The following is a 22,815-nucleotide window of genomic DNA, read 5'->3' as shown; positions in this document are numbered from 1 at the left end:
GCCCCCCATTTCCCCTGCTCAGCCCTCGTGAGTGGCGAGTGGTCCCCTGAGACCACTCGCCACTCACGGGCACTGAGCTGCGATTACTCCGAGCCGCGGCGGTACTCCAGGCCGTCGGCGGCCGGTGGACGCAGCCGCTGCGCCGCCACCGCCAGCACCACCAGGGTGACCAGTTGCGGCGCGTAGGTGGCGAACTCCCTCGGGACCGTGTCGGTGAGGAAGTACACCGCGTACGCGGCGATCGCGGCGGCCGCCGCCAACACCGAGGCCAGCCAGCGCCGCCGCAGTGCCCAGGCGATGGCGACCACGATGGCCAGCAGCGACGCGCCGTAGAGCAGGTCGTGCACCGCCTGGCCACCGGCCCGCAGCTGCAGCCCGTCCACGTAGCCGAACAGCGCCGAGCCGGCCAGCAACCCGCCCGGCCGCCAGTTGCCGAAGATCATCGCGGCCAGGCCGATGTAGCCGCGCCCACCGGTCTGACCCTCCAGGTAACCGAGCTGACCGGGGTTGAGCACCAGCGCCACGCCACCGAGCCCGGCCAGCCCGCCGGAGGCCACCATGGCCGCGTACTTGTACCGGTAGACGTTCACCCCGAGCGACTCCGCGGCGTACGGGTTCTCACCGCAGGAGCGCAGCCGCAGCCCGAACCGGGTCCGCCAGAGCACCCAGTAGCTGATCGGCACCAGCGCCAGCCCGAGCAGCACCAGCGGGGTGAACCCGGTGACCAGCCCGCGCAGCAGCCCGGCCAGGTCGGACAGCACCGGGGTGTGCCGGTCCTCCACGGTGCCCAGCCAGTTGCCCAGCGGCTGCACCGAGTACGTGTCGAACCCGGTCAGCGGCGCGGACTGGCGCGGGTTGTGCGAGGTCGGCTGGAAGATCAGGGTGGACAGGTACTTGGTCAGCCCGGCGGCGAGCAGCGTGATGGCCACACCGGAGACGATGTGGTTGACGCCGAAGGTGACGGTGGCCAGCGCGTGCAGCAGCCCGCCCAGCGCGCCGAACACCACGCCGCCGAGCACCGCCGCCCATGGTCCCCAGGCCAGCCCGGCGAACGCGCCGCCCCAGGTGCCGAGGATCAGCATGCCCTCGAGCCCGAGGTTGATCACGCCGGCGCGTTCGGCCCAGAGACCGCCCAGCCCGGCGAGCAGGATCGGCAGCAGCAGCCGCAGCGCCGCCTGCGCGGTGCCGGACGAGGTCAGCTCGTGCTGGCCGGTCAGCGCCGAGGTCACCACCAGCACCACGACCGCCGCCGCGGCGGCGCCGGCACCCCGCGCCCAGCCCGGCACCCGGCGTTTCGGGGGCGGTCCGGCCGGCACGGTGATCGGCGCGCCGGCCGGGTTCAGCGTGGTCACCGAGCCTCCCCAGCGGTCTCGGACGACGCCGCGGCGGCCCCCGACCCGGCGGTCCCGGACGGCCCGGCGGCCCCCGGCTCACCGGTCCCGGGCGGCCCGGCGGTCCCGGGCGGCCCGGCCGGGGTGAGCGTCAGGCTCGCCTCGGAAGCCACCCTGCGGCGCTGCGCGGCCAGCTCGTAGCGGCGCACGATCTCGTACGCGATCACCACCGAGATGACCGTCACCCCCTGCATGATCACGGCGATCTCCCGGGGCACGCCGACGTTGTCCAGTGCCAGCGCGGCCTTGTCCAGGAAGGCCCAGAGCAGCGAGCCGGCCGCGATCCCCACCGGGTTGTTGCGGCCGAGCAGGGCGATCGCGATGCCGGTGAAGCCGTAGCCCTGCGGGGAGTTCAGCGTGTAGGCGTAGTCGCGGCCGAGCAGTTCGGGCAGCCCGACCAGACCCGCCACCGCACCGGAGAGCAGCAGCGCCAGCACGGTCATCCGGCGCGCGTTCACCCCACCGGCGGCGGCCGCGGTCGGCGACTCGCCGGAGGCCTTGAGCTCGAACCCGAACCGGGTGCGGCCGAGCATGAACCAGTAGCCGAAGCCGAGCGCGGCGGCCACGAACACCATGCCGAACACGGTGCCCCGGTCACCGAGCGAAATGCCGGGGAACTGGCCACTGGGCTCGATCGGCTTGGTGGAGATGTTGTTGCCCTCGAGCACACCGAACGTGTCCGGCCGGATCAGGTAGGCGATCACCCCGGTCGAGATCGCGTTCAGCATGATCGTGGAGATGACCTCGCTGACGCCCCGGTAGGCCTTGAGCAGCGCGGCGACCCCGGCCCAGCCGGCGCCGACCAGCACGGCGACCAGCATGATCACCACGGTGTGCAGGACCGGTGGCAGCACCCATGCCCCGCCGACGATCGCGGCCACGCAGGCGGCGAGGCGGAACTGGCCCTCCACCCCGATGTTGAACAGCTTCATCTGGAAGCCCAGCGCCACCGCCAGCCCGGACAGGTAGTACACGGCGGCGCTGTTCACGATGTCGACCGCCGTGCTGCCCTGCCCGACCTGGCTGAACATCACCCGCAGCGCGGTCCCCGGCGCGTCCCCGCTGACCAGCAGCGCCGCCCCGCAGAGCAGCGCGGAGAACAGCACCGCCAACACCGGCGCGAGCAGCCGCCCACGCAGCCAGCCGCTCACGCCTCGGCTCCGGTCATCGCGGCGCCGAGCTGCTCCGGGGTGACCGTCGCCGGGTCGGCATCGGCCACCAGCCGCCCGCGCAGCATCACCTTGATCGTGTCCGAGAGCCCGATCAGCTCGTCCAGGTCGGCCGACACCAGCAGCACCGCGAGCCCGCCGCGCTGGGCGGCCCGGATCGCGTCCCAGATCATCGCCTGGGCACCGACGTCCACCCCCCGGGTCGGGTGCGAGGCGATCAGCAGCACCGGCTCGCCGGACAGCTCCCGGCCCATCACCAGCTTCTGCTGGTTGCCGCCGGAGAGCGCGGCCGCCGGCACCTCGACCCCCGGGGTGCGCACGTCGAACTCGGTGACGATCCGCTCGGTGTCCGCCCTGGCCGCGGCGACGTCCAGCAGCACCCCCCGGGCGATCGGGCGGCGGCTCTGGTAACCGAGCACCCGGTTGGCCCACAGCGGTTGGCTGGGCAGCAGGCCGTGCCGGGTGCGGTCCTCCGGGACGTAGCCGATGCCCGCCTCCCGCCGGCCCAGGGTGGCCAGCGGGGTCAGGTCGACGCGCTCGGCCCCGTCGCCGAGCAGAACCTGCCCGGACGCCGCCCGGCGCATCGCCATGATGGTCTCCACCAGCTCGGTCTGCCCGTTGCCCTCGACGCCGGCGATGCCGAGCACCTCGCCGGCGTGCACCACCAGGCTGACCTCGTCCAGCACCCGCCGGTCACCGCTCTCGGCGAGCAGCGTGAGGCCGTCGACGCGCAGTATCTCGCGGTCGGTGACGGTGGACTGCCGGGTGCCGGGGTCGGGCAGCTCGGTGCCCACCATCATCTCCGCGAGCCGGCGGCTGGTCACCGCGTTCGGGTCCACCGTGCCGACGCAGCGCCCCCGGCGGATCACCGTGATGGTGTCCGCGATGGACCGCACCTCGTCCAGCTTGTGCGAGATGAACAGGAACGTGTAGCCCTGCCCGCGCATCTCCCGCACGGTGCCGAACAGCTCGTCGACCTCCTGCGGCACCAGCACCGCCGTCGGCTCGTCCAGGATCACCACCCGGGCGCCGCGGTAGAGCACCTTGAGGATCTCCACCCGCTGCCGGTCGGCGACCCCGAGTCTGGCCAGCTCCACGTTCGGGTCGACGCGCAGGCCGGTGGTGGTGGCCAGCTCGGCGATCCGCCGCCGCGCCTTGGCACCGATGCCGTGCTGGGCCTCGGCGCCGAGCAGCACGTTCTCCGCCACGGTGAGGTTGTCGGCCAGCATGAAGTGCTGGTGCACCATGCCGATGCCGGCCTTGATCGCGTCCGACGGCGAGCGGAACCGCACCGGCTTGCCGTCCACCTCGATGGTTCCGGAGTCCGGCTGCAGCATGCCGTAGAGGATCTTCATCAGGGTCGACTTGCCGGCCCCGTTCTCCCCGCACAGCGCGTGCACCTCGCCGGCCTTGACCCGCAGGTCGACGTTGCTGTTCGCGACCACGCCGGGGAAGCTCTTGCTGATGCCGGCCAGTTGGACGGCCAGGTTCGCGTTCACAGTGATCGCTCGGCGCCGTTCGTCACTGCGCCGGGGTGGTGGACACCTTGATCGCACCGTTGATGATCTGAGCCTTGTAGGCGTCCAGGTCACCCTTGATGTCGTTCACGAAGCCGCCCGAGGTGGCATAGCCGACGCCGTCCACCTTCAGGTCGAAGACCTTCGGGATGCTGGCCACGTTGTTGCTGGCCACCGCCGAGATGTAGTCGTACACGGCCACGTCGACCCGCTTGACCATCGAGGTCATGATGACGTCCTTGACGTCGGCCAGCGTCTTGTCGTTGTACTGGTCGGAGTCGACGCCGATGCCCCACTTCGGGTTCTGCGCGGTGCTGGCCGCCTTGATCGCGCGGAACGCGCCGGACCCGGACGCGCCGGCCGCCGCGTAGATGATGTCCGCGCCGGCGTCCATCTCGCCCTTCGTCGCCTCCTGGCCCTTCGCCGGGTCGTTGAAGCCGCTCAGGTCACCTGCTTGGGAGAGGTAGCTGGTCTCGATCTTGATGTCCGGGGCGACCGCCTTGGCGCCCTGCTTGAAGCCGGCCTCGAACTTCTGGATCAGCGGGGTCTGCACGCCACCGACGAAACCGATGTGACAGGTCTTCGTCTTCAGCGCGGCCGCGGCGCCGACCAGGAACGAGCCCTCCTGCTCGGCGAACAGCAGCGGGGTCACGTTGGGGACGCCGTCGGCGGTGCTGTCGATCAGCGCGAACTTGACGTTCGGCGCGGTCGGCGCGACCGCCTCGACCGCCGGCTCGTACTTGAAGCCCACCGCGATGACCGGGTTGAAGCCACCGGAGACCAGCTGGCGCAGCCTGCCGCTGGTGGCGTCCTCACTCTCGCCGACCGCGGCGGTCAGCTCCTTGCTGTCGGCGACCCCGAGCTGCGCCTTGGCCCGGTCCAGCCCGGCGGCGGCGGCGTCGTTGAAGGACGCGTCACCGCGCCCGCCCACGTCGAAGGACATCCCGACCTTGAGCGCGCCGGCGTTCGTTCCGGGGGCGGCGACGGGCGGCGCGGCGGGCGCGGGAGCGCCGGTGGGTGCCGGGTTGCGCTTGCAGTCGGTGGATGCGCCGCTGGCCGCCGAGCCGGTCGAGCCGGAGTCCTTCGCACAACCCACCAGAGCGACCGCCGCGGCCAACAGCACCGCGGTCAGCACCGTCGCTCGACGCATTCCCCACCTCCGTTTTGCACACGGACGGCAACCCCGCTCGCCCCGCGGGCACGCTACTAGCCGGTACCGGCGCGTGACCAGGACTTGCCCGAGTCGTTCACAGACCAGAATCATTGCGATCGACAAGGGAGGCGTTATGGACGAGGCCAGTGTGACCATCGAGGCGGCCCCCGAGCAGGTGTGGCCGTTGGTCAGCGATGTGACCAAGTACGGCAGGTTCAGCCCGGGCAACACCGGGGGCAAGTGGATCCTGGGCGCGTCGGGGCCGGCGGTGGGCGCCCGGTTCATCGGGTTCAACAAGCGCGGCATGGCCCGCTGGCCCACCAACTGCAAGGTGATCGAGTGCGAGCAGTCCAGCAAGTTCGCATTCCAGGTGCTCGAGAACAAGATGCAGTGGGGCTGGCGGCTCGAGCCCACTGAGGACGGCGGCACCCTGCTCACCCAGTGGCGGCACCGGGTCGGCGAGCCGATCGCACCGATCCGGATGTTCGCCAAACTGCTGTTCCGGGGCAAGCTGGACGAGGAGATGTGCGACGGCATGGGCCGCACGCTCGCCGCCGTCAAGGCCGAGGCGGAGCGCGCCACCGCCGCCAGCTGACCGGTCCCCCTTGTTACCGAGCTGCACACCAGGCAGGTTTTTGTCGCACCCGACATGCCTGGGGTGCAGCTCGGTAACAACACGCTCGGGCGACTGCATCCGGACGCATCCGGAACAGTCCGGGCGGCTCGACTAACCTCTGCGGACGTGACTGGCCGACGTATCTCCGTGGCACTCGCGGGACTGGGCGCCGCGCTGTTCCTCGTGCTGGGCACCGCCGGCCCGGCGTTCGCGGAGACCGACAGCCCCGAACCGCCGCCGACCTCGCCCAATTCGGACACCGGCCCGCCCCCCGTATCCCGTTCGGACACCACGCCCGGCACGGACACCACACCCAGTTCGCCCGCCGCGGCCGCCAACCGCCGCGTGCCCACCGGGCACGCCGCTCGCCCCGGGGCCAGCGGGCACCCGGCCCGCCCCGCGGCCAAGGCGCCCGCCGCGCACAAACCATCCCCCGCGCACAACGCACCCAGCGTCTCCGATGCGAACTGCACCGTCGCGGCGGCCCCGCCGCCGGCGATCGACGCCTCCGAGACTCCCCACGCCGGGACGCTCGCGCCACCGCCGCTGCCGGTCCCGGCGCAACCGGTCGGCGGGCCGAGGATGGGCGAGTGCGGGAACGTGCTGCCCCCCGGCGGGCCGCCGGCGCCCAGTGTCGAGGACTCGGTGTCCTGGATCATCGCCGACCTGGACAGCGGCGCGGTGCTTGCCGCGCGCAGCCCGCACGCCCGCGAGCGCCCCGCGTCCTGCCTCAAGATCCTCACCTCACTCGTGATCATGAACAAGCTGGACATGAACACCCAGGTCCAAGGCACCGAGGCGGACGCGGACGCCCCGGGCAGCCGGGTCGGCGTCGGCCCCGGCGGCACGTACACGGTGCACCAGCTGTTCACCGGACTGATCCTCAACTCCGGCAACGACGCGGCCAACGCGCTGGCCCGCCAGCTCGGCGGCGTGCCGGCGACGCTGCGGGACATGTCGCAGACCGCCGTGGCGATGGGTGCGCTGGACACCCGGCCGACCAGCCCGTCCGGCCTGGACGCCCCGGGGATGTCCACCTCGGCCTACGACCTCGCGCTGTTCTACCGGCAGGCGATCAAGCAGCCGGTCTTCGCGGAGATCAGCAGGACCCGCCTGTTCGACTGGCCGGGGCGCGGCGACCTGCCCGGCTTCCAGATCAGCAACGACAACCACATGCTGACCGAGTACCCCGGCACGTTCGGCGGCAAGACCGGGTTCACCGACGACGCCCGGCACACCCGGATCACCGCCGCCGAGCGACACGGGCGCCGCCTGGTCGTGGTGCAGATGCGCGGCGAGACGCACCCGGTCCCGATGGACACCCAGGCCGCCCGGCTGCTCGACTACGGCTTCGCGCTGCCGGCGGACACGCCCCCCGTCGGCCAACTGGTCACCGAGGCGCCGCTCGCCCCGGGAACGGACGGAGCGGCCGGCGAGGACAGCGCGGCCACCCTCGCGGCCGGCTCGACGCCGACCGGCCAGCCGGCCGAGAACCCGCGCGCCGCCCTCGCGGTCATCGGCGGCGGGGCACTGCTCGGCGCGCTGCTGTCGGTGCTGGTCGCCCGCCGCCGCCCACCCGGCCGACACAGCACGGCCGCCACCCGCTCCGACCTGCCCGACTAGCGCCGCCGCCGCCCGGCCGCACCACACTCACGGCCGCACCACCGTCACGCCGCACCACATTCACGGCCGCACCACATTCACCGCGCGCACAGACCTGCCGCGGGCCGCACAGACCGTGCAGGGTCTGTGCCGCACGCACCAGGTCTGTGCCGCCGCGGAAAACGCGAGCCACGTTCCCCGTCAGCGGCGCCTGCGGGTGAAGCCGGTGAACGCCCCGAGCAGTACCCCGGCCACCGCTCCGGCCCCGACCAGACCGGCAGTCACGCCACTGCTCGGGCGGTTGCACAGCGTGACCTCGGTCCGGACCACCGACGGCCCGGGCGCCGCGATGGGCGCCTCCACCATGTTCTCCTTCGCGGTCGCCGCCCACGCGGTCAGGAACAGCAGGAACCGGGACACGGTGAAGATGAAGATCATCAAACCCAGTACCGGGCCGAACAGGGCGCCGGTCGGCGAGTTGGTGATCTTCGCCAGGTAGAACACCATGATCTGGTTGATCACCTGGAAGCCGACCGCCGCGGCCAGTGCCGCCTTGGCGGCGCTGCGCCAGGTGACCGGCTCGCGGGGCAACCGGGCGATCACCCAGAGGAACACCAGCGCGTTGGCCAGCAGGCTGACCACGATCACGACCAGCCGGATCAGCGGGCTCAGCCAGTGCAGGCCGTCGAGCCCGAGCAACTTGACGATCTGCGGCGCGAGCCCGCCGACCGCGATCACCGCGAAGGACGCGACCAGTGCCAGGCCGAGCCCGATCAGCGCGAGCAGATCGACGGCGAGCTTGCGCAGCAGCGGGGGCGGATCCGTTCGCTGGCCCCACTGGGAGGAGAGCGCCTCGCGCAGGTTGCTCATCCAGCCCAGCCCGGAGTACAGCGCGACCAGCAGACCGATCACCCCGACCGTGCCGGCCGACTTGATCGCCGAGTCGATCACCCCGGTGAGCGTCTTGCTGAGGTCGCCCGGCACCGCCTTGGTGATGCTGCCCTCGATCTGGACGAGCAGGTCCTGGTTGTGCCGCAGGAACAGCGCGGCGGCCGCGAACGCCACCATCAGCAACGGGAAGAGCGCGAGCACGCTGAAGTAGGTGATGGCGGCCGCGTAGTGGTCACCGTGGTTCTCCGTGTAGCTGGCCCCGGCCCGGAGCAGGTGGTCCAGCCACTCGTATCGTTTACGCAGCTCAGCGAGCTTGGACGGCTTCTCCGGCTCATCGGCCACGGCGTTCTCCTTCGAGCGGGCGACGCCGGGCCGATCAGCCTTCGATCAGCGCGCCGGCGGGAGGAACCCGATCCTGTCGTACACGGTGCCCAGTGTCGCGCCGGCGATGTCCCTCGCCCGGGTGGCGCCCTCGGCCAGGATCCGGTCCAGCTCGCCGCGGTCGGCCAGGTAAGCGCTTACCTTCGCCTGCAGCGGGGACACGAACTCGCCGACCACCTCCGCCAGGTCCTTCTTCAGATCGCCGTAACCCTTACCGGCGTAGTCGGCCTCCAGCTCGGCGATCTTCCGGTTGGCCAGCGCCGAGTAGATGGTGAGCAGGTTGGAGACGCCGGGCTTGTGCTCGACGTCGAAGCGGATCTCCCGCTCGGCATCGGTCACCGCGGACCGGATCTTCTTCGCCGACACCTTCGGGTCGTCCAGCAGCTCGACGATGCCGGCCGGGGTGGACGCCGACTTGCTCATCTTGGCCGTCGGGTCCTGCAGGTCGTAGACCTTGCCGATGCCCTCCGGGATGAACGGCTCCGGCACGGTGAACGTCTTGCCGCCGAAGCGGGTGTTGAACCGCTGGGCCAGGTCCCGGGTCAGCTCCAGGTGCTGGCGCTGGTCCTCGCCGACCGGGACCCGGTCCGCCTGGTAGAGCAGGATGTCGGACGCCATCAGCACCGGGTAGGTGAACAGCCCGACGCTCGCGCGGTCGGTGCCCTGCTTGGCCGACTTGTCCTTGAACTGGGTCATCCGGCTGGCCTCGCCGAACCCGGTGATGCAGCTGAGCACCCAGGTCAGCTCGGCGTGCTCGGGCACCTGGGACTGCACGAACAGGGTGCAACGGTCCGGGTCCAGCCCGAGCGCGAGCAGCTGGGCCACCCCGCGCAGCGTGCGCTCGCGCAGCGCCGCCGGGTCGTGCGCAACGGTGATCGCGTGCAGGTCCGGGATGAAGTAGAACGCGTCGTGATCGTCCTGCAGCGCAATCCACTGCCGGAGCGCGCCGAGGTAGTTGCCCAGATGGAACGAGTCGGCGGTCGGCTGGATCCCGGACAGCACCCGGGGCCGGTGGGACGAATCTGTCATACCGCTGATTCTCCCAGCGCCGTCGACCACGTTCGCAACCGTCCCACCATGAGTCGCTACAGAGTCGCTACATTTCCGGCGACAGCGCAGTTCAGGCGCGCGAACTAGCCAGATTGACAAGCCGGAGTGACCATGGCCGAGCAACCCGTATCCCTCGACGAGCTCGACCTCGCCCTGCTCACCACACTGCGCGAACAACCGAGGGCCGGCGCGCTGGAGCTGTCCCGACTGCTCCGGGTGGCCAGGGCGACCGTGTCGGCCCGGCTGCGCCGGCTGGAGGGCGCCGGGGTGATCACCGGCTACGGCCCGGACGTGGACCTGGCGGCGGCCGGCTACCCGGTGCAGGCATTCGTCACGCTGGAGATCGCCCAGGGCGCGCTGGAGCAGATCGCCCAGGAGCTGGAGGCCATCCCCGGCGTGGTCGAGGCGTACGCCACCACCGGTACCGGGGACGTGCTGTGCCGGATCGCCGCGATCTCGCACGAGGACCTGCAGGCCACCCTGCTGCTGCTCAACCACTCGACCGCGATCGACCGGTCCACCAGCGTGATCTGTCTGAGCACCGTGGTGCCCCGCCGGGTGATGCCGCTGCTCAGCCAGCCGCGGCAGCGCCCGGCCAGCCGCGCACCCGCCTTCCGTTCCGGGCATCCTCAGGATCAGTGAGCCAGGATGACCGGGTGACGCTGATCGCTCTCGAGGAGCACCTGATCCCCGCCGACCTGATCGACCAGGTGTGGCCGGCCCTCCCGTCCGGGACCGCCCTGCACGCGGCGCTGCTGGACGTCGGCGAACAGCGGTTGCGGGTGATGGACGACACCGGGATCGACATGCAGGTGCTCTCGATTGCCCCGCCGGGCGCGCAGGAGGTGCCGGCCGCGCAGTCGGTGACGCTGGCCCGCGCGCTGAACGATCACATCGCCGAGACGGTGGCCGCACACCCCGACCGGTTCCAGGCGCTGGCCAACCTGCCCACGCCGGACCCGGCGGCTGCCGCCGTGGAGGCCAGGCGCGCGGTGTCCGAGCTGGGTTTCTGTGGCGTGATGATCAGCGGGCACACCGGTGGGCGGTTCCTGGACGCGCCGGAGTACGACGCGGTGCTGGGCACGATCGAGGAGCTCGGCGTGCCGCTGTACCTGCATCCGACGTACCCGCCGCCCGAGGTCGCCGAGATCTACTTCGGCGGGCTCGAGCCGCCGGTGCGCCAGGCGCTGTCCACAGCGGCGTGGGGTTGGCACGCCGAGACCGGGCTGCACGTGCTGCGACTCGCGGCCAGCGGGGTGTTCGACCGGCACCCCGGTCTTCAGGTGGTGGTCGGGCACATGGGCGAGAACCTGCCGTTCTCGCTGATGCGGGCCGACGCCGTGCTCGGCGGCGCGCGGCCCGGTGAGCGGTCCGTCGCGGAGATCGTGCGCGAGCACGTGCACATCACGATCTGCGGCTATCCGACGGTGCCGCCACTGCTGTGCGCGCTGGCCGTGTTCGGCGCCGACCGCATCCTGTTCTCCGTCGACTATCCGTTCGGCGACGCGGCGGTGCACACCCGGTTCCTCGCCGAGGCCCCGATCAGCCCCGCCGACCGCGAGAAGATCGGCCACCTCAACGCCGAGCGCCTGTTCAACCTCTGACCGGCCGCCCGGGCCGGCGCCACACACGGCGGCCGCACAGATCGTTTGCACGTCGCACAGGCCTTGCACGGTCTGTGCGGCGTGCACCAGGTCTGTGTGACCCGCGTGTGACGGTCAGTCCTGGTCGGGGTGCTCCTCGGCGTCCTCCGCCGGCTCCGCGGCCGGCTTGCGGGCGGCCAGGGTGGGCATCCGCACCACGCCGCTGTCCAGGTCGATGTCGAAGCGGGGGCGGTGCAGCTTGCCGTCGCTGTCCTCGCCGCCCTCGTCGCCCAGCTTCTTTCCGGGGAACAACTCGCCCAGCATGCCCATGCACCCACGGTAGACCCGGCGGCAGCCGGCCCGACGGAAACCCCGACTCACCCGGACAAAATCCCCGACTCGCCCGGACAGAATCCCCGACTCGCGGGGCCGGGGTGCGTCCCGACTCGCCGGCGACGGGCCGTGCTTGTGCCGTCGGCGAGTCGGGAGGCCCGGTCCCGCGGCTGGGCGCCCCCGCTCGCCCTACGCGGGCGTGAGCGGGAGCAGCCGGGGGGCGGCGGCGGGTGCGGGGGTGAGCCGGTGCGGCGAACCGACGTAGGTGGTGGTGCGCTGGCGGACCGGGCGCTCGGCGAGGGCGGCGATCGAGGTCAGCTCGGCGACGGTGCGCGCCGAGCCGTTCTCCGAGCCGGCCATCCGGCTGATCGTCTCCTCCATCAGGGTGCCGCCCATGTCGTCGGCGCCGCCGCGCAGGATGTCCGCCGCGACCTTGTCGCCCAGCTTCACCCAGGAGCACTGGATGTGGTCGATCCGACCGTGCAGGGCGAGTCGGGCGAACGCGTGCACCGCCCGGTTGTCCTGCTCGGTGGGCCCCGGGCGGGCCAGGCCGGCCAGGTAGATCGGCGCGTTGTGGTGCACGAACGGCAGCGGCACGAACTCGGTGAAACCCCCGGTCCGGTCCTGGACCGACGCCAGGGTGCGCAGGTGCCCGAGCCAGTGCCGAGGTTCGTCGACGTGCCCGTACATCATCGTCGAGGAGGACGGGATGCCCAGCTCGTGCGCGGTGGACACCACCTCGATCCACTGCGCACTGGGCAGCTTGCCCTTGGTCAGCACCCAGCGGACCTCGTCGTCCAGGATCTCCGCCGCGGTGCCCGGGATCGAGCCGAGGCCGGCCGCCTTCAGCTCGGTCAGCCACTCCTTGATCGACACCCCGGCCTTGGCCGACGCGGACACGATCTCCATCGGCGAGAACGCGTGCACGTGCATGCCGGGTACCGCCGCGCGCACCGCGCGCACCAGGTCGGCGTAGAACGTCACCGGCAGCTGCGGGTCGATACCGCCCTGCATGCAGACCTCGGTGGCCCCGTCGGCCGCCGCTTCCACCGCGCGCGCCGCGATCTCGTCCAGGGACAGCCGGAACGCGTCGGCGTCGCGCTCACGCTGGGCGAACGCGCAGAACCGGCAGCCCACGTAGCACACGTTGGAGAAGTTGATGTTGCGGTTGATCACGAAGGTGACCTCGTCGCCGATCACGTCGGCGCGCACCGCATCGGCGATCCGGGTCAGCTCCTCCAGCGCCGGGCCGTCCGCGGTGAGTACCGCCATCGCCGCCGTCTCGTGCGCCGGGTCCAGCAGCGCGGCCGGGTCGGCGGCGGCCAGGTCGAGCCCGGCGCGCACGTCGGCATCCAGGCGCTCCGGCGCCGAGCGCTGCTGGGCGGCCAGCTCGATCTTCAGCTCGTCCCAGTCGCCGTACACCGAGTCGAAGTCACCGCGGCGGTCCTCGGTGCGCCCGGTGGTGTCGATCGAGCTGTTCAGGTCGATGCGCCCGGACGAGGCGAACCCGCCGTCGGGCTCCTGCCACGGGCGGCCCCGCACCTCGGCGCCCTCCCGCGCCAGGCCCGTCTCCGGGTCGGCCAGCGCGTTGACGTGCGCGTGCAACCGGGTGTCGATCCACGGCGAGCCGGCCAGCACGTAGCGCGGGTAGGCGGTCAGCCGCTCGCGCATCGCGAACCCGGCCTCGGCGGAACGCGCGGTGAGCTCGTCGACCGCCGGCCACGGCTGCTCAGGGCTCACGTGGTCGATCGTCACCGGGGAGACGCCACCCCAGTCGTCGATGCCGGCGCGCAGCATCAGGGCGTACTCCTCCCCGACCAGGTTCGGCGGGGCCTGCAGCCGCATCTTGGGCCCGAGCACCAGCCGGGCCACCGCGATGGTGGCGGCCAGGTCCTCGAGGTCGGCGTCCGGGTCTCCTGCCATGGCGGTGTCCGGCTTGGCGCGGAAGTTCTGCACGATCACTTCCTGGATGTGACCGTGCGCGCGGGCGGCGGAGCGGATCGCGTACAGCGAGTCGGCCCGCTCGGCGCGGTTCTCCCCGATGCCGATCAGGATGCCGGTGGTGAACGGCACGCCGACCCGGCCGGCGTCGGTCAGCGTGCGCAGCCGGACCGCCGGCTCCTTGTCCGGACTGCCGTAGTGCGCGCCGCCCTTCTCCGACCACAGCCGGGTGGCCGTGGTCTCCAGCATCATGCCCATGCTCGCGGCGACCGGCTTGAGCCGGGTGATCTCACTCCAGGACAGCACCCCGGGGTTGAGGTGCGGCAGCAGCCCGGTCTCCTCGAGCACCGCGATCGCGCAGGCCCGCACGTAGTCCAGCGTCGAGTCGTAGCCCCGCGCGTCCAGCCACTCCCGCGCCGCCGGCCAGCGGTCCTCCGGGCGGTCGCCCAGGGTGAACAGCGCTTCCTTGCAGCCCGCCGCCGCGCCCGCGCGAGCGATCTCCAGCACCTCGTCGCGCTCCAGGAACGCCGCCGGCAGCCGGTGCGGCACGGTGGCGAACGTGCAGTAGTGGCAGCGGTCCCGACACAGCCGGGTCAGCGGAATGAACACGTTGCGGCTGTAGGTCACCACCCCGGGTCGGCCGGCATCGACCAGGCCGGCGTCGCGCACCCGCCCGGCGATGGCGAGCAGGTCGTCGAGGGACTCGCCCCGGGCGGCCAGCAGCACGGCCGCCTCGTCGACGTTCAGGGTGACCCCGTCGCGGGCCCTGCGCAGCGCGCGGCGCAGCGCGGACGCCGACGGCGGGGGCTCGGGCGGGGCGGGTTCGGGCGACTCGGGCGCGGCCGGTACGGGCTCGGACGGCCGGGGCTCCGGGTGATTCAACAGATCAGCCACCCCTGCACACTAAGTCGATTTCGCCGCCCCGGCGACCGAGCTGGGTATTTTTTTTAGACCTAGGATCGCCGGGCTGGCCCCAGTACCCGGCTAGCTGACCCCGCGGACGCCGGCGACCAGCAGATCGATCCCCTGGGCGAAGTACGCGTCGCCGTTCGCACAGAAGGTCAACGGCTCGGCGCAGGCGATCACGTTCGGGTAGTCCGACGGGGACAGCGACCGCAGCGCCGCCTGCCGGGCCCGGGTATGGCAGTCCCGCAGCTCCAGGTCCGGTTCGGCGGACACGCCGGGCTCGGCGACGACCAGGGTTACCACCGCACCCACCAGGTAGCCACCGATCTGCGCCGCCTGCTCGGCGCTGAACCCACCCTCGCGCAGCAGGCCCAGCGCACGTTCGGCCAGCGCCAGCCCCGGCGCGCTGAACAGCACCCGCGCCTGGATGAGTGGGGCGATCGCCGGGTGCGGGCGCAGCGCGGCGGCGAACGCGGTGAGCGCGGCGTGCAGCTGTTCCGCCCAGTCCCGCCCGTGGACCGCCGGCACCGCGGGCAGCTCCGGCAGTGTCACGGTGCCGAGCAGGTGCTCGACCAGGGCGTCGAGCAGCTCGTCCTTGTTGCGGAAATGCCAGTACAGCGCCATCGGGGTGACGCCGAGGTCGACGGCGAGGCGCCGGATGGTGAGTGCCTCCAACCCCTCCGCGTCGACCAGTGCCAGCGCGCGCGCCACCACCGTGTCCCGGTCCAGTCGGCCCCGGTCCGGCTTCGTGCCGCCGGTCACATCTGCCCTCGCCACGGTTGCCAACTATACAGAGTAAAGCTTTCATGTACTTAGTACATGTACCTCGTACAGGAGGAACCGGCACCATGACCGAACACATCGACGCACGGCCCGCACTGACCAGCGAGCTGTGCCTGGGCAACGGCGTCACGCTGCCCAACCGGATCGCCAAGGCCGCCACCAGCGAGCACCTGGCCACCCGGCACGGAGCGCCCACCCGGCAGCTGACCGAGGTCTACCGCCAGCTCGCCAGCACCGGCGCCGGCCTGCTGATCAGCGGGAACGTCATGGTGGACGGGTCGGCGCTGGAAGCGCACCGCAACGTCGTGATCGAGGACGAGCGCTTCCTGCCCGCACTGCGCGACTGGGCCGCCGCCACCGCCGGCACCGACACCAAGTTCATCCTCCAGCTGTCCCACCCCGGGCGGCAGACCATGCGCGGCCTTTCGGTGGCCGGCCGGCGCCAGGACGTGGTGTCGGCCTCGGCCGTACCGCTGGCGATCAGCGGAGCCAGCAGGCGGATGTTCACCCCACCGAGGGCGCTCACCGAGGCGGAGATCCTCGCCCTGATCGACCGCTTCCGCACCGCCGCCCGGGTCGCCGCGAGCGCCGGGTTCGACGGGGTGGAGCTGCACGCCGCGCACGGCTACCTGTTCAGCCAGTTCCTCTCGCCACTGGTCAACCAACGCCAGGACCGGTGGGGCGGCTCGTTGGAGAACCGCATGCGGCTGCTGCTGGACACCGTGCGCGCGGTGCGGGCGGCCACGCCGGAGTCGTTCCTGCTCGCGGTGAAGCTGAACTCGGCGGACTTCCAGCGCGGCGGGTTCGACGCCGAGGACGCCCTCACCGTGGCCAAGGCGCTGCAGGCCGAGGGGGTGGCGCTGATCGAGGTGTCCGGCGGTACCTACGAGAACGCCGCGATGATCAGCGGGACACCGAAGCGGGCATCCACCGCGGCACGCGAGGCCTACTTCCTCGAGTTCGCCGAGCGGTTCGCCCGCGAGCTCACCGTGCCGATCATGCTGAGCGGCGGATTCCGCACCCGCCAGGGCATGATCGAGGCGCTGCGCGGCGGTGCCGTCGACCTGATCGGCCTGGCCCGGCCACTGGCGCACGAGCCCGACCTGGCCCAACGGCTGCTCGCCGGCACCGCCGACACCAGCCTGGTCAGGCGGCACGCCGTCGGCCACCGGGTGGTCGACGACCTGATCGACGGTCTGTGGCACCAGCAGCAGATGGCCCGGCTGGGTCGGGGCAGACCGCTGCGCCCGGAGCGCTCGGCGGCCGTCGCGCTGGCCGTCGTGCTGCTCACCGGCGCTCGGGACGCCCTGCTGCACCGGCTGCCGGTGTAGCGACCCGCGCCGGAAGAATCCAGCGACTCACCCGGCGGAGTCCAGCGACTCGCGGGTTACTGGTAGCGGACGGTGACCGGGGCGTGGTCGGACCAGCGCAGCGCGTGCTCGGCGGCCCGTTCGACCCGGGCCGCCACCGCGCGCCGCGCCAGGCCAGCAGTGGCCACCTGGTAGTCGATGCGCCAGCCGGTGTCGTTGTCGAACGCCCGGCCTCGGTAGGACCACCACGAGTACGGCCCGTCCACCTCGGGGTGCAGCGCGCGCACCACGTCGGCGTACCCGGCGTCGAACACCGCGCCGATCCACTCCCGCTCGTGCGGCAGGAACCCGGAGTTCTTGACGTTGCCCCGCCAGTTGCGGATGTCCGCCCTGGTGTGTGCGATGTTCCAGTCGCCGCAGACCAGCACCTCGCGGTCCTCGGCGGCGGCCTTCTCCCGCCGCTCCGCCAGGTACGGCGCGAACTCGGCGAGGAAGCGGTCCTTCTCGTCCTGCTTCGGGGTACCGACCGTGCCGTTGGGCAGGTACAGCGACGCAATCGTCACGCCGCCGGAACCGCCAAGGCCGGGCAGGTCGATCTCCAGGTAACGCCCGGAGCCGTCGAACTCGGTCGAGCCGAAGCCCACCCGCACCGCCGCCGGCCCGGTGCTCGAGCCGGCCGCCGCCCGGACCAGGACACCGACCCCGTTGCGTCCCTTCGGACCTCCGCTTGGCGCGTAGTAGGACTGCCACCCGGCCGGCAGCTCGGGGAACTCCTCGGGCAGCGCGCGGCACTCCTGCACGCACACCACGTCGGCGTCGGTAACCCCCAGCCAGTCCAGCAGCCCCTTGCGCGCCGCTGCCCGGATGCCGTTGACGTTGACCGTGCTGACCGTCAGAGCGGTCACTGGGCCGCGCACTTGCTGCCGGGCAGCGGCCGCAGGAAGTCGTCGAGGGCCCAGCCTCCGTCGACCATCTGGCGGTAGCCGTTCTGCACGGTGGTCTCCGCGCCGCGCAGGTCACCGCGGTGGAGCACGCTGGTCGTGGTGCCGCCGGGGTCGGGGCTGGTGCGCACGTTGAGCACGTCGGCGGTGACCTCCACCCGGCACGGCGAGCTCAGCCCGGAGTTGGTGCTCAGCGACCCGCCGTCGAGCAGTACCAGCACACCGAGCACGACAGCGCAGCCTGCGGCGAAGAACCAGCTCCTGCCGTTCGGCTTCTTGACCTTGATCTGCATGATCTTCATCTGGTGGACACTCCGCCCGGACCCGGCTCGCGACCACTTGACGTTACCGCGCCCCGGCCACATCCTCCGGACGCGCCACGACGCCGGCCAGGGGATAGCGTGGGAAAGGGCTAGCGTACTAGCCGGCAGTCACCACGCTCCACCGTCCACATCCGACCCCCGAGTCACAGGCAGGCCACAGCAACGATGAAGGTCATCTACACCTACACCGACGAGGCGCCGGCGCTCGCAACGCACTCGTTCCTCCCGGTCATCGAGGCGTTCGCCGGCAAGACCGGTGTTGACGTCGAGACCCGCGACATCTCGCTGGCGGCCCGCATCCTGGCGCAGTTCCCGGACCAGCTGACCGAACAGCAGCGCGTGCCGGACTCGCTGGCCGAGCTCGGTGAGCTGGCCAAGACGCCCGAAGCCAACATCATCAAGCTGCCCAACATCAGCGCCTCGATCCCGCAGCTGAAGGCCGCGATCAAGGAGCTGCAGTCCGCCGGCTACGCCATCCCGGACTACCCGGAGAACCCCCAGACCGACGACGAGCGCGCCGCCCGCGCCGCCTACGACTCGGTCAAGGGCAGCGCCGTCAACCCGGTCCTGCGCGAGGGCAACTCCGACCGCCGCGCGCCGGCCTCGGTGAAGAAGTTCGCCCGGGCCCACCCGCACTCCATGGGCAAGTGGTCGCCGGAGTCCGCCTCGCACGTGACCACGATGGACGACGGTGACTTCCGCCACTCGGAGACCTCGGTCACTCTCGCCGACGCCGCCGAACTGCGCATCGAGCACACCGCCGCCGACGGCACGGTGACCGTGCTCAAGCCGTCGCTGCCGGTGCTGGCCGGTGAGATCGTGGACGCCGCGGTGCTGAGCAAGAACGCGCTGGACGCGTTCCTGGCCGAGCAGATCGCCGACGCCAAGGCCAAGGGCGTGCTGTTCTCGGTACACCTCAAGGCCACGATGATGAAGGTCTCCGACCCGATCATCTTCGGGCACGCGGTGAAGGCGTACTTCTCCGACGTGTTCGCCGAGTACGGCGACGACCTCGCCTCGGTGGGCGCCGACGCGGCCGACGGCCTGGCCAGTGTGCTCACCGCGCTGGAGAAGCTGCCCGCCGAGAAGCGCTCGGCGATCGAGGCGGCGATCAACTCCGCCTACCAGAGTGGGCCCTCGCTGGCCATGGTCGACTCCGACCGCGGCATCACGAACCTGCACGTGCCGAGCGACGTGATCATCGATGCTTCGATGCCCGCCGCGATCCGTTCCTCCGGCCAGATGTGGAACGCCGGCAACCAGCAGCAGGACGCCAAGTTCGTCATCCCGGACTCGTCCTACGCGGCGCTCTACGCCGAGACCGTCGACTTCTGCCGGGAGCACGGCGCGTTCGACCCGACGACCATGGGCACCACGCCCAACGTCGGCCTGATGGCGCAGAAGGCCGAGGAGTACGGCAGCCACGACAAGACGTTCGAGATCGCCGCGGCGGGCACCGTCCGGGTGGTGAATACCGCCGACGGCTCCACGCTGCTGGAGCACGACGTCGAGGCCGGCGACATCTGGCGCGCCTGCCAGACGAAGGACGCGCCGATCCGCAACTGGGTGGAGCTGGCCGTCTCGCGGGCCCGGGCCACCGGTTCGCCGGCCGTGTTCTGGCTCGACGAGACCCGCGGCCACGACGCCGAGGTGCTCAAGAAGGTCCGCGAGTACCTCGCCGAACAGGACACCGACGGGCTGACCATCGAGATCCTGCCGGTCGGCGAGGCCACCCGCTACACCCTGGCCCGCGCTAAGGCCGGCGAGGACACCATCTCGGTCACCGGCAACGTGCTGCGGGACTACCTCACCGACCTGTTCCCGATCATGGAGCTGGGTACCAGCGCCAAGATGCTCTCGATCGTGCCGCTGATGAACGGCGGCGGCCTGTTCGAGACCGGCGCCGGCGGCTCGGCGCCGAAGCACGTCCAGCAGTTGGTCAAGGAGAACCACCTGCGCTGGGACTCCCTCGGTGAGTTCCTCGCGCTGGCGGTCTCCCTGGAGTTCCTGGCCGACAAGGACGACAACCCCGGTGCCGCGGTGCTCGGCAAGGCACTCGACGACGCAACCGGCACGCTGCTGGAGAACGGCCAGTCCCCCTCGCGCAGGGTCGGCGAGCTGGACAACCGGGGCAGCCACTTCTACCTGGCGCTCTACTGGGCCCAGGCGCTGGCCGCGCAGACCGAGAACGCAGACCTGGCGAAGGTCTTCGCCCCGCTGGCCGAGCGGCTGGCCGCCGACGAGGACAAGATCGTCGGCGAGCTGAGCGGTGTGCAGGGCCACCCGGTCGAGCTGGGCGGTTACTACTACGTCGACAAGGCGAAGACCGACGAGATCATGCGCCCGAGCCCGACTCTGAACGCCGCGATCTCGGAGTTCTGACCGCGCGTACCGGCCGGCCCACGACGCCCCAGCCCCTGACCGGGCTGGGGCTGGGGCTGGGGCGTCGTTGGCGGGGCCTGGTCCGTAGCTGTGAGCGGGGTCGGCGAGCTGGATTCGTCGCGGTCGGCGTTCGTCAGGGATCGGCCGGAACGCCAACTGGTCGGTCCGCCGGACAGGTCCTAGCCTGGGCGGGTGGCTGTCAGTGCCGATACGTCCGCCAGTAATGCCGCCGCCGCACGACAGGTCGGCGACCGAATGACCGAGGCTGCCAAGGCCGTGCTGGCCAGCCTCGAGCGCGACCAACGCGCGCGGGCCGGCTGGGCGTGGTCGGACGCGGAGTCACAGACCGAGCGGCGGCGCTGGTTCTACACGCCGACCGACCACGGCGGACTGACCGTCAACGCCATGACACCCGGGCAGTACCAGCGCACGATGGTGTTGGTGGCCACCGGGCTGTCCGAGGCCGGCTACGTCACGGTGGCCACGATCATGGGTCTGGAGAACGCGCTGGACCGGACCGAGGGCTTCGCGTCGACGTTCGCGCGCGACCGGGGGCGCGACCCCGGCATGTACTACCTGCGCATCTTCGGCACGCCCGGCGAGGCGGTGTGGGGCTGGCGCTTCGGCGGGCACCACGTCTCGCTGAACAACCTGGTGGTGGACGGTGCGCTGGTCTCGTCGACACCGTGCTTCCTCGGCGCCGACCCGGCCACCGCTCCGCTGCTCGGCGCGACATCGCTGCGCCCGCTCGGCGCCGTGGAGGACCTTGGCCGCTCGCTGGTCCGGTCGCTGGACGACGCGCAGCGCTCGCTGGCCGTGCTGACGCCGCGCGCCCCGGTCGACGTGGTCGGCGCGAACCGGTCCCGGATTTCCTCCGGTGACCGGGTGGTCCCGCTGGGCGACCTGTTCCGCGGTCGGTTCGCCGACCCGGGCCTGGCACACGCGATGGATGCGGCGCACGAGGCCAACGAGTCGTACTACGGGATCACCCCCGCCGACCACGACGCCGTCGAACTGACCGCCGCCCCCCGGGGCGTGCCGGCCTCGTCGCTGGGCGCCGAACAGCGCGAGCTGCTGCTCGCCGTGCTGAACTGCTACACCGGCCGGGTTCCCGAGGAGCTGATCGCCCGCGAGGCGGCGCGGTACGCCGGGCCGCTGCTGGACGAGGTGCACTTCGCCTGGGCGGGCGGCCTCGCGCCGGGCGACGCCTGTTACTACCGGCTGCAGGGGCCTCGGCTGTTGGTCGAGTACGACAACACCCAGCGGATGGCCAACCACGCGCACTCCGTGTGGCGGGACCCCGAGGGCGACTTCGGCACGGACGTACTGGCCGCGCACCACACCGCCCACCACGCCTGAGACCAGCCCGATCTCCCCCGGTGGGCAGCTCGGGGTCGGTGCGGGCGGTGCGGGTCGGGTGCGGGTCGGATCAGCCCTGGATGAACGGGGTGCGCGGGATAGTGGCCGCGAGGATCACCATCACCAGCCCGAACCCGAGGTAGCAGAGCACGTCGATCGCCTGACTGCGGATCGCGAGCAACCCCGCCCTGTCGTCCGGCAGCAGGACCCGGGCCACCGCGCCGACCAGCAGCGCGCCGCCGATCAGTCCGGTGCCTTCGCGCCAGTGTTCGGCCAGCACCCGGATGAACCCGGCGGCGGCGATCACCCACACCATGCTGACCGCGCCGTGGGTCGGGATCCGGTCGGCGAGTCGGTGGCGCAGGTCCATCATGTGTCCGCTCTCCGTTCGGTCACGGCGTCCCGGCTGACCGTCCAACCGCGTCGCCGCCCATCCTGACAGAGCGCGCCCGACCGGGCCGCGCCGGATCGGTGCCGGCGGCCTCAGTCTTCGTAGTCAGTCTTCGTCGCCCAGGTCCACCAGCAGCCCATGCGCCCTGGCGAACCCGATGGCGAGCGACATGTCCACCTTGGCCCCGGTCACCCGGGCTGCCACCAGCGCCGACGCGTCGAGCATCGCTTCCCGCAGGTCCGCGCCCTCGAACCGGGCACCGTTCAACCGTGCGCCGGCGAGATTGGTGCCGCGCAGCGACGCGCCGCGCAGGTCGGCCGACACCAGGTTCGCCTCCCGCAGCCGCAGACCGGCCAGGCTGGTGTTCCGCAGGTCGGCACCACCCAGGGAGACGAGGCTGAGGTCGGTGTCGGTGATCGTGAGCGGCCGCAGTCGGCAGTCGGTGAACTGCGAGCCCATCAGGGTGCAGGACGACAGGGTGCTGCCGGCGAGTGTGGCGCGACTGAACACGCACGTCCGCAGGGCGGTGCCATGGTGCCGGGAGTCGCCGAGGTCGGCTCCGCTGAAGTCGCACTCGGTGAACTCGCACCGCTCGGTGACCAGCCCGCGCAGGTCGGCGTCGGTGAAGCGGCAGTCGACGAACTTCCGCCCGGACCACCGTTCACCGGCGAACACCTGGTCGGTGAAGTCCTCTCCGACGGTGAGCTCGTCCGAATCCTGTGCAGTCGCCTGGTCCACGTCCGCCTGCTCCATGTCTACCCGATCCACTTCCGGCCGATCCGCACTAGTGGCC

20 protein-coding genes are annotated in these 22,815 nt (G+C 71.7%); 7 read left to right on the top strand and 13 right to left on the bottom strand.

Annotated features, from left to right (window positions below):
* Nucleotides 1-83: 83 nt before the first annotated feature.
* Genes ACTXG6_RS13205 through ACTXG6_RS13190 form a run of 4 tightly spaced genes read right to left on the bottom strand, consistent with a single transcriptional unit; the run spans nt 84 to nt 5,227 of the window.
* Nucleotides 84-1,352, bottom strand: coding sequence for an ABC transporter permease (locus tag ACTXG6_RS13205; protein ID WP_445188075.1), 1,269 nt, complete (start codon nt 1,350-1,352; stop codon nt 84-86).
* Nucleotides 1,349-2,542, bottom strand: a complete 1,194-nt coding sequence (locus ACTXG6_RS13200; RefSeq protein WP_445188074.1) for an ABC transporter permease — start codon at nt 2,540-2,542, stop codon at nt 1,349-1,351. Before ACTXG6_RS13200 ends, ACTXG6_RS13205 begins: the two co-directional genes overlap by 4 nt.
* Nucleotides 2,539-4,059 (bottom strand): ABC transporter ATP-binding protein, encoded by a 1,521-nt coding sequence (locus tag ACTXG6_RS13195; RefSeq protein WP_445188073.1) that lies wholly within the window; start codon nt 4,057-4,059, stop codon nt 2,539-2,541. The genes ACTXG6_RS13200 and ACTXG6_RS13195 overlap by 4 nt, the downstream gene beginning before the upstream one ends.
* Nucleotides 4,060-4,081: 22 nt before the next feature.
* A complete protein-coding gene (locus ACTXG6_RS13190; protein WP_445188072.1) occupies nt 4,082-5,227 on the bottom strand; it encodes a BMP family lipoprotein in 1,146 nt (381 codons plus the stop codon).
* Nucleotides 5,228-5,363: 136 nt separating this feature from the next.
* Here ACTXG6_RS13190 and ACTXG6_RS13185 point away from each other — a divergent pair, with 136 nt between their 5' ends.
* The gene (locus ACTXG6_RS13185; RefSeq protein ID WP_445188071.1) at nt 5,364-5,825 is read left to right on the top strand and encodes an SRPBCC family protein; all 462 of its coding nucleotides are present in this window, start codon (nt 5,364-5,366) and stop codon (nt 5,823-5,825) included.
* A 168-nt stretch (nt 5,826-5,993) separates the two neighbouring features.
* Nucleotides 5,994-7,469: a D-alanyl-D-alanine carboxypeptidase family protein gene (locus tag ACTXG6_RS13180; RefSeq protein WP_445188070.1), complete on the top strand. Its 1,476-nt coding sequence runs from the start codon at nt 5,994-5,996 to the stop codon at nt 7,467-7,469.
* A 180-nt stretch (nt 7,470-7,649) separates the two neighbouring features.
* Here the strand turns inward: ACTXG6_RS13180 and yhjD are convergent, their stop codons facing one another.
* Together yhjD and trpS are read right to left on the bottom strand one after the other, a co-directional pair.
* A complete protein-coding gene (gene yhjD, locus ACTXG6_RS13175; protein ID WP_445188069.1) occupies nt 7,650-8,681 on the bottom strand; it encodes an inner membrane protein YhjD in 1,032 nt (343 codons plus the stop codon).
* A 45-nt stretch (nt 8,682-8,726) separates the two neighbouring features.
* Nucleotides 8,727-9,749 carry a tryptophan--tRNA ligase gene (gene trpS / locus ACTXG6_RS13170; protein WP_445188068.1) on the bottom strand — a complete coding sequence of 341 codons (1,023 nt, stop codon included), beginning with the start codon at nt 9,747-9,749 and terminating at the stop codon, nt 8,727-8,729.
* Between the two features lie 132 nt (nt 9,750-9,881).
* Between trpS and ACTXG6_RS13165 the strand changes: the two genes are divergently transcribed.
* Nucleotides 9,882-10,412 carry an Lrp/AsnC family transcriptional regulator gene (locus ACTXG6_RS13165; RefSeq protein ID WP_445188067.1) on the top strand — a complete coding sequence of 177 codons (531 nt, stop codon included), beginning with the start codon at nt 9,882-9,884 and terminating at the stop codon, nt 10,410-10,412.
* Between the two features lie 14 nt (nt 10,413-10,426).
* Nucleotides 10,427-11,374: an amidohydrolase family protein gene (locus tag ACTXG6_RS13160; protein WP_445188066.1), complete on the top strand. Its 948-nt coding sequence runs from the start codon at nt 10,427-10,429 to the stop codon at nt 11,372-11,374.
* 114 nt (nt 11,375-11,488) lie between these two features.
* Here ACTXG6_RS13160 and ACTXG6_RS13155 read toward each other — a convergent pair whose 3' ends face one another.
* The 3 genes from ACTXG6_RS13155 to ACTXG6_RS13145 form a co-directional block, all read right to left on the bottom strand.
* Nucleotides 11,489-11,677 carry a hypothetical protein gene (locus ACTXG6_RS13155; RefSeq protein WP_445188065.1) on the bottom strand — a complete coding sequence of 63 codons (189 nt, stop codon included), beginning with the start codon at nt 11,675-11,677 and terminating at the stop codon, nt 11,489-11,491.
* Nucleotides 11,678-11,875: 198 nt separating this feature from the next.
* Complete coding sequence (locus tag ACTXG6_RS13150; protein WP_445189994.1) at nt 11,876-14,512, bottom strand: bifunctional FO biosynthesis protein CofGH; 2,637 nt, start codon at nt 14,510-14,512, stop codon at nt 11,876-11,878.
* A gap of 99 nt (nt 14,513-14,611) precedes the next feature.
* Nucleotides 14,612-15,295, bottom strand: a complete 684-nt coding sequence (locus tag ACTXG6_RS13145) for a TetR/AcrR family transcriptional regulator C-terminal domain-containing protein (RefSeq protein WP_445188064.1) — start codon at nt 15,293-15,295, stop codon at nt 14,612-14,614.
* A gap of 86 nt (nt 15,296-15,381) precedes the next feature.
* Between ACTXG6_RS13145 and ACTXG6_RS13140 the strand changes: the two genes are divergently transcribed.
* Nucleotides 15,382-16,647 (top strand): NADH:flavin oxidoreductase/NADH oxidase family protein, encoded by a 1,266-nt coding sequence (locus ACTXG6_RS13140; RefSeq protein WP_445188063.1) that lies wholly within the window; start codon nt 15,382-15,384, stop codon nt 16,645-16,647.
* Between the two features lie 56 nt (nt 16,648-16,703).
* On the opposite strand, the gene ACTXG6_RS13135 is transcribed toward ACTXG6_RS13140, so the two are convergent.
* Together ACTXG6_RS13135 and ACTXG6_RS13130 are read right to left on the bottom strand one after the other, a co-directional pair.
* A complete protein-coding gene (locus tag ACTXG6_RS13135; protein ID WP_445188062.1) occupies nt 16,704-17,531 on the bottom strand; it encodes an exodeoxyribonuclease III in 828 nt (275 codons plus the stop codon).
* Entirely contained in the window at nt 17,528-17,869 is a 342-nt protein-coding gene (locus ACTXG6_RS13130) for an SH3 domain-containing protein (RefSeq protein WP_445188061.1), read from the bottom strand. Before ACTXG6_RS13130 ends, ACTXG6_RS13135 begins: the two co-directional genes overlap by 4 nt.
* A gap of 186 nt (nt 17,870-18,055) precedes the next feature.
* Between ACTXG6_RS13130 and ACTXG6_RS13125 the strand changes: the two genes are divergently transcribed.
* Together ACTXG6_RS13125 and ACTXG6_RS13120 are read left to right on the top strand one after the other, a co-directional pair.
* Nucleotides 18,056-20,272: an NADP-dependent isocitrate dehydrogenase gene (locus ACTXG6_RS13125; protein ID WP_445188060.1), complete on the top strand. Its 2,217-nt coding sequence runs from the start codon at nt 18,056-18,058 to the stop codon at nt 20,270-20,272.
* 255 nt (nt 20,273-20,527) lie between these two features.
* Nucleotides 20,528-21,631: a DUF3500 domain-containing protein gene (locus tag ACTXG6_RS13120; RefSeq protein ID WP_445188059.1), complete on the top strand. Its 1,104-nt coding sequence runs from the start codon at nt 20,528-20,530 to the stop codon at nt 21,629-21,631.
* 70 nt (nt 21,632-21,701) lie between these two features.
* Here the strand turns inward: ACTXG6_RS13120 and ACTXG6_RS13115 are convergent, their stop codons facing one another.
* Nucleotides 21,702-22,004 (bottom strand): DUF3017 domain-containing protein, encoded by a 303-nt coding sequence (locus ACTXG6_RS13115; RefSeq protein WP_445188058.1) that lies wholly within the window; start codon nt 22,002-22,004, stop codon nt 21,702-21,704.
* Nucleotides 22,005-22,127: 123 nt separating this feature from the next.
* Entirely contained in the window at nt 22,128-22,760 is a 633-nt protein-coding gene (locus ACTXG6_RS13110; RefSeq protein ID WP_445188057.1) for a pentapeptide repeat-containing protein, read from the bottom strand.
* Nucleotides 22,761-22,815 lie beyond the last annotated feature (55 nt).

This window comes from Pseudonocardia sp. Cha107L01 (assembly GCF_052566575.1).
Note: the sequence above shows the minus strand (reverse complement) of the source record. Positions and strands in the feature narration are given on the sequence as shown.

What these genes read in the sequence shown, in the direction of transcription:
- ACTXG6_RS13190 (WP_445188072.1), bottom strand. Translation starts at nt 5,227, where the DNA reads ATGCGTCGAGCGACGGTGCTGACCGCGGTGCTGTTGGCCGCGGCGGTC.
- ACTXG6_RS13155 (WP_445188065.1), bottom strand. Translation starts at nt 11,677, where the DNA reads ATGCTGGGCGAGTTGTTCCCCGGAAAGAAGCTGGGCGACGAGGGCGGC.
- ACTXG6_RS13140 (WP_445188063.1), top strand. Translation starts at nt 15,382, where the DNA reads ATGACCGAACACATCGACGCACGGCCCGCACTGACCAGCGAGCTGTGC.
- ACTXG6_RS13165 (WP_445188067.1), top strand. Translation starts at nt 9,882, where the DNA reads ATGGCCGAGCAACCCGTATCCCTCGACGAGCTCGACCTCGCCCTGCTC.
- trpS (WP_445188068.1), bottom strand. Translation starts at nt 9,749, where the DNA reads ATGACAGATTCGTCCCACCGGCCCCGGGTGCTGTCCGGGATCCAGCCG.
- ACTXG6_RS13130 (WP_445188061.1), bottom strand. Translation starts at nt 17,869, where the DNA reads ATGAAGATCATGCAGATCAAGGTCAAGAAGCCGAACGGCAGGAGCTGG.
- ACTXG6_RS13185 (WP_445188071.1), top strand. Translation starts at nt 5,364, where the DNA reads ATGGACGAGGCCAGTGTGACCATCGAGGCGGCCCCCGAGCAGGTGTGG.
- ACTXG6_RS13120 (WP_445188059.1), top strand. Translation starts at nt 20,528, where the DNA reads ATGACCGAGGCTGCCAAGGCCGTGCTGGCCAGCCTCGAGCGCGACCAA.
- ACTXG6_RS13115 (WP_445188058.1), bottom strand. Translation starts at nt 22,004, where the DNA reads ATGATGGACCTGCGCCACCGACTCGCCGACCGGATCCCGACCCACGGC.
- ACTXG6_RS13125 (WP_445188060.1), top strand. Translation starts at nt 18,056, where the DNA reads ATGAAGGTCATCTACACCTACACCGACGAGGCGCCGGCGCTCGCAACG.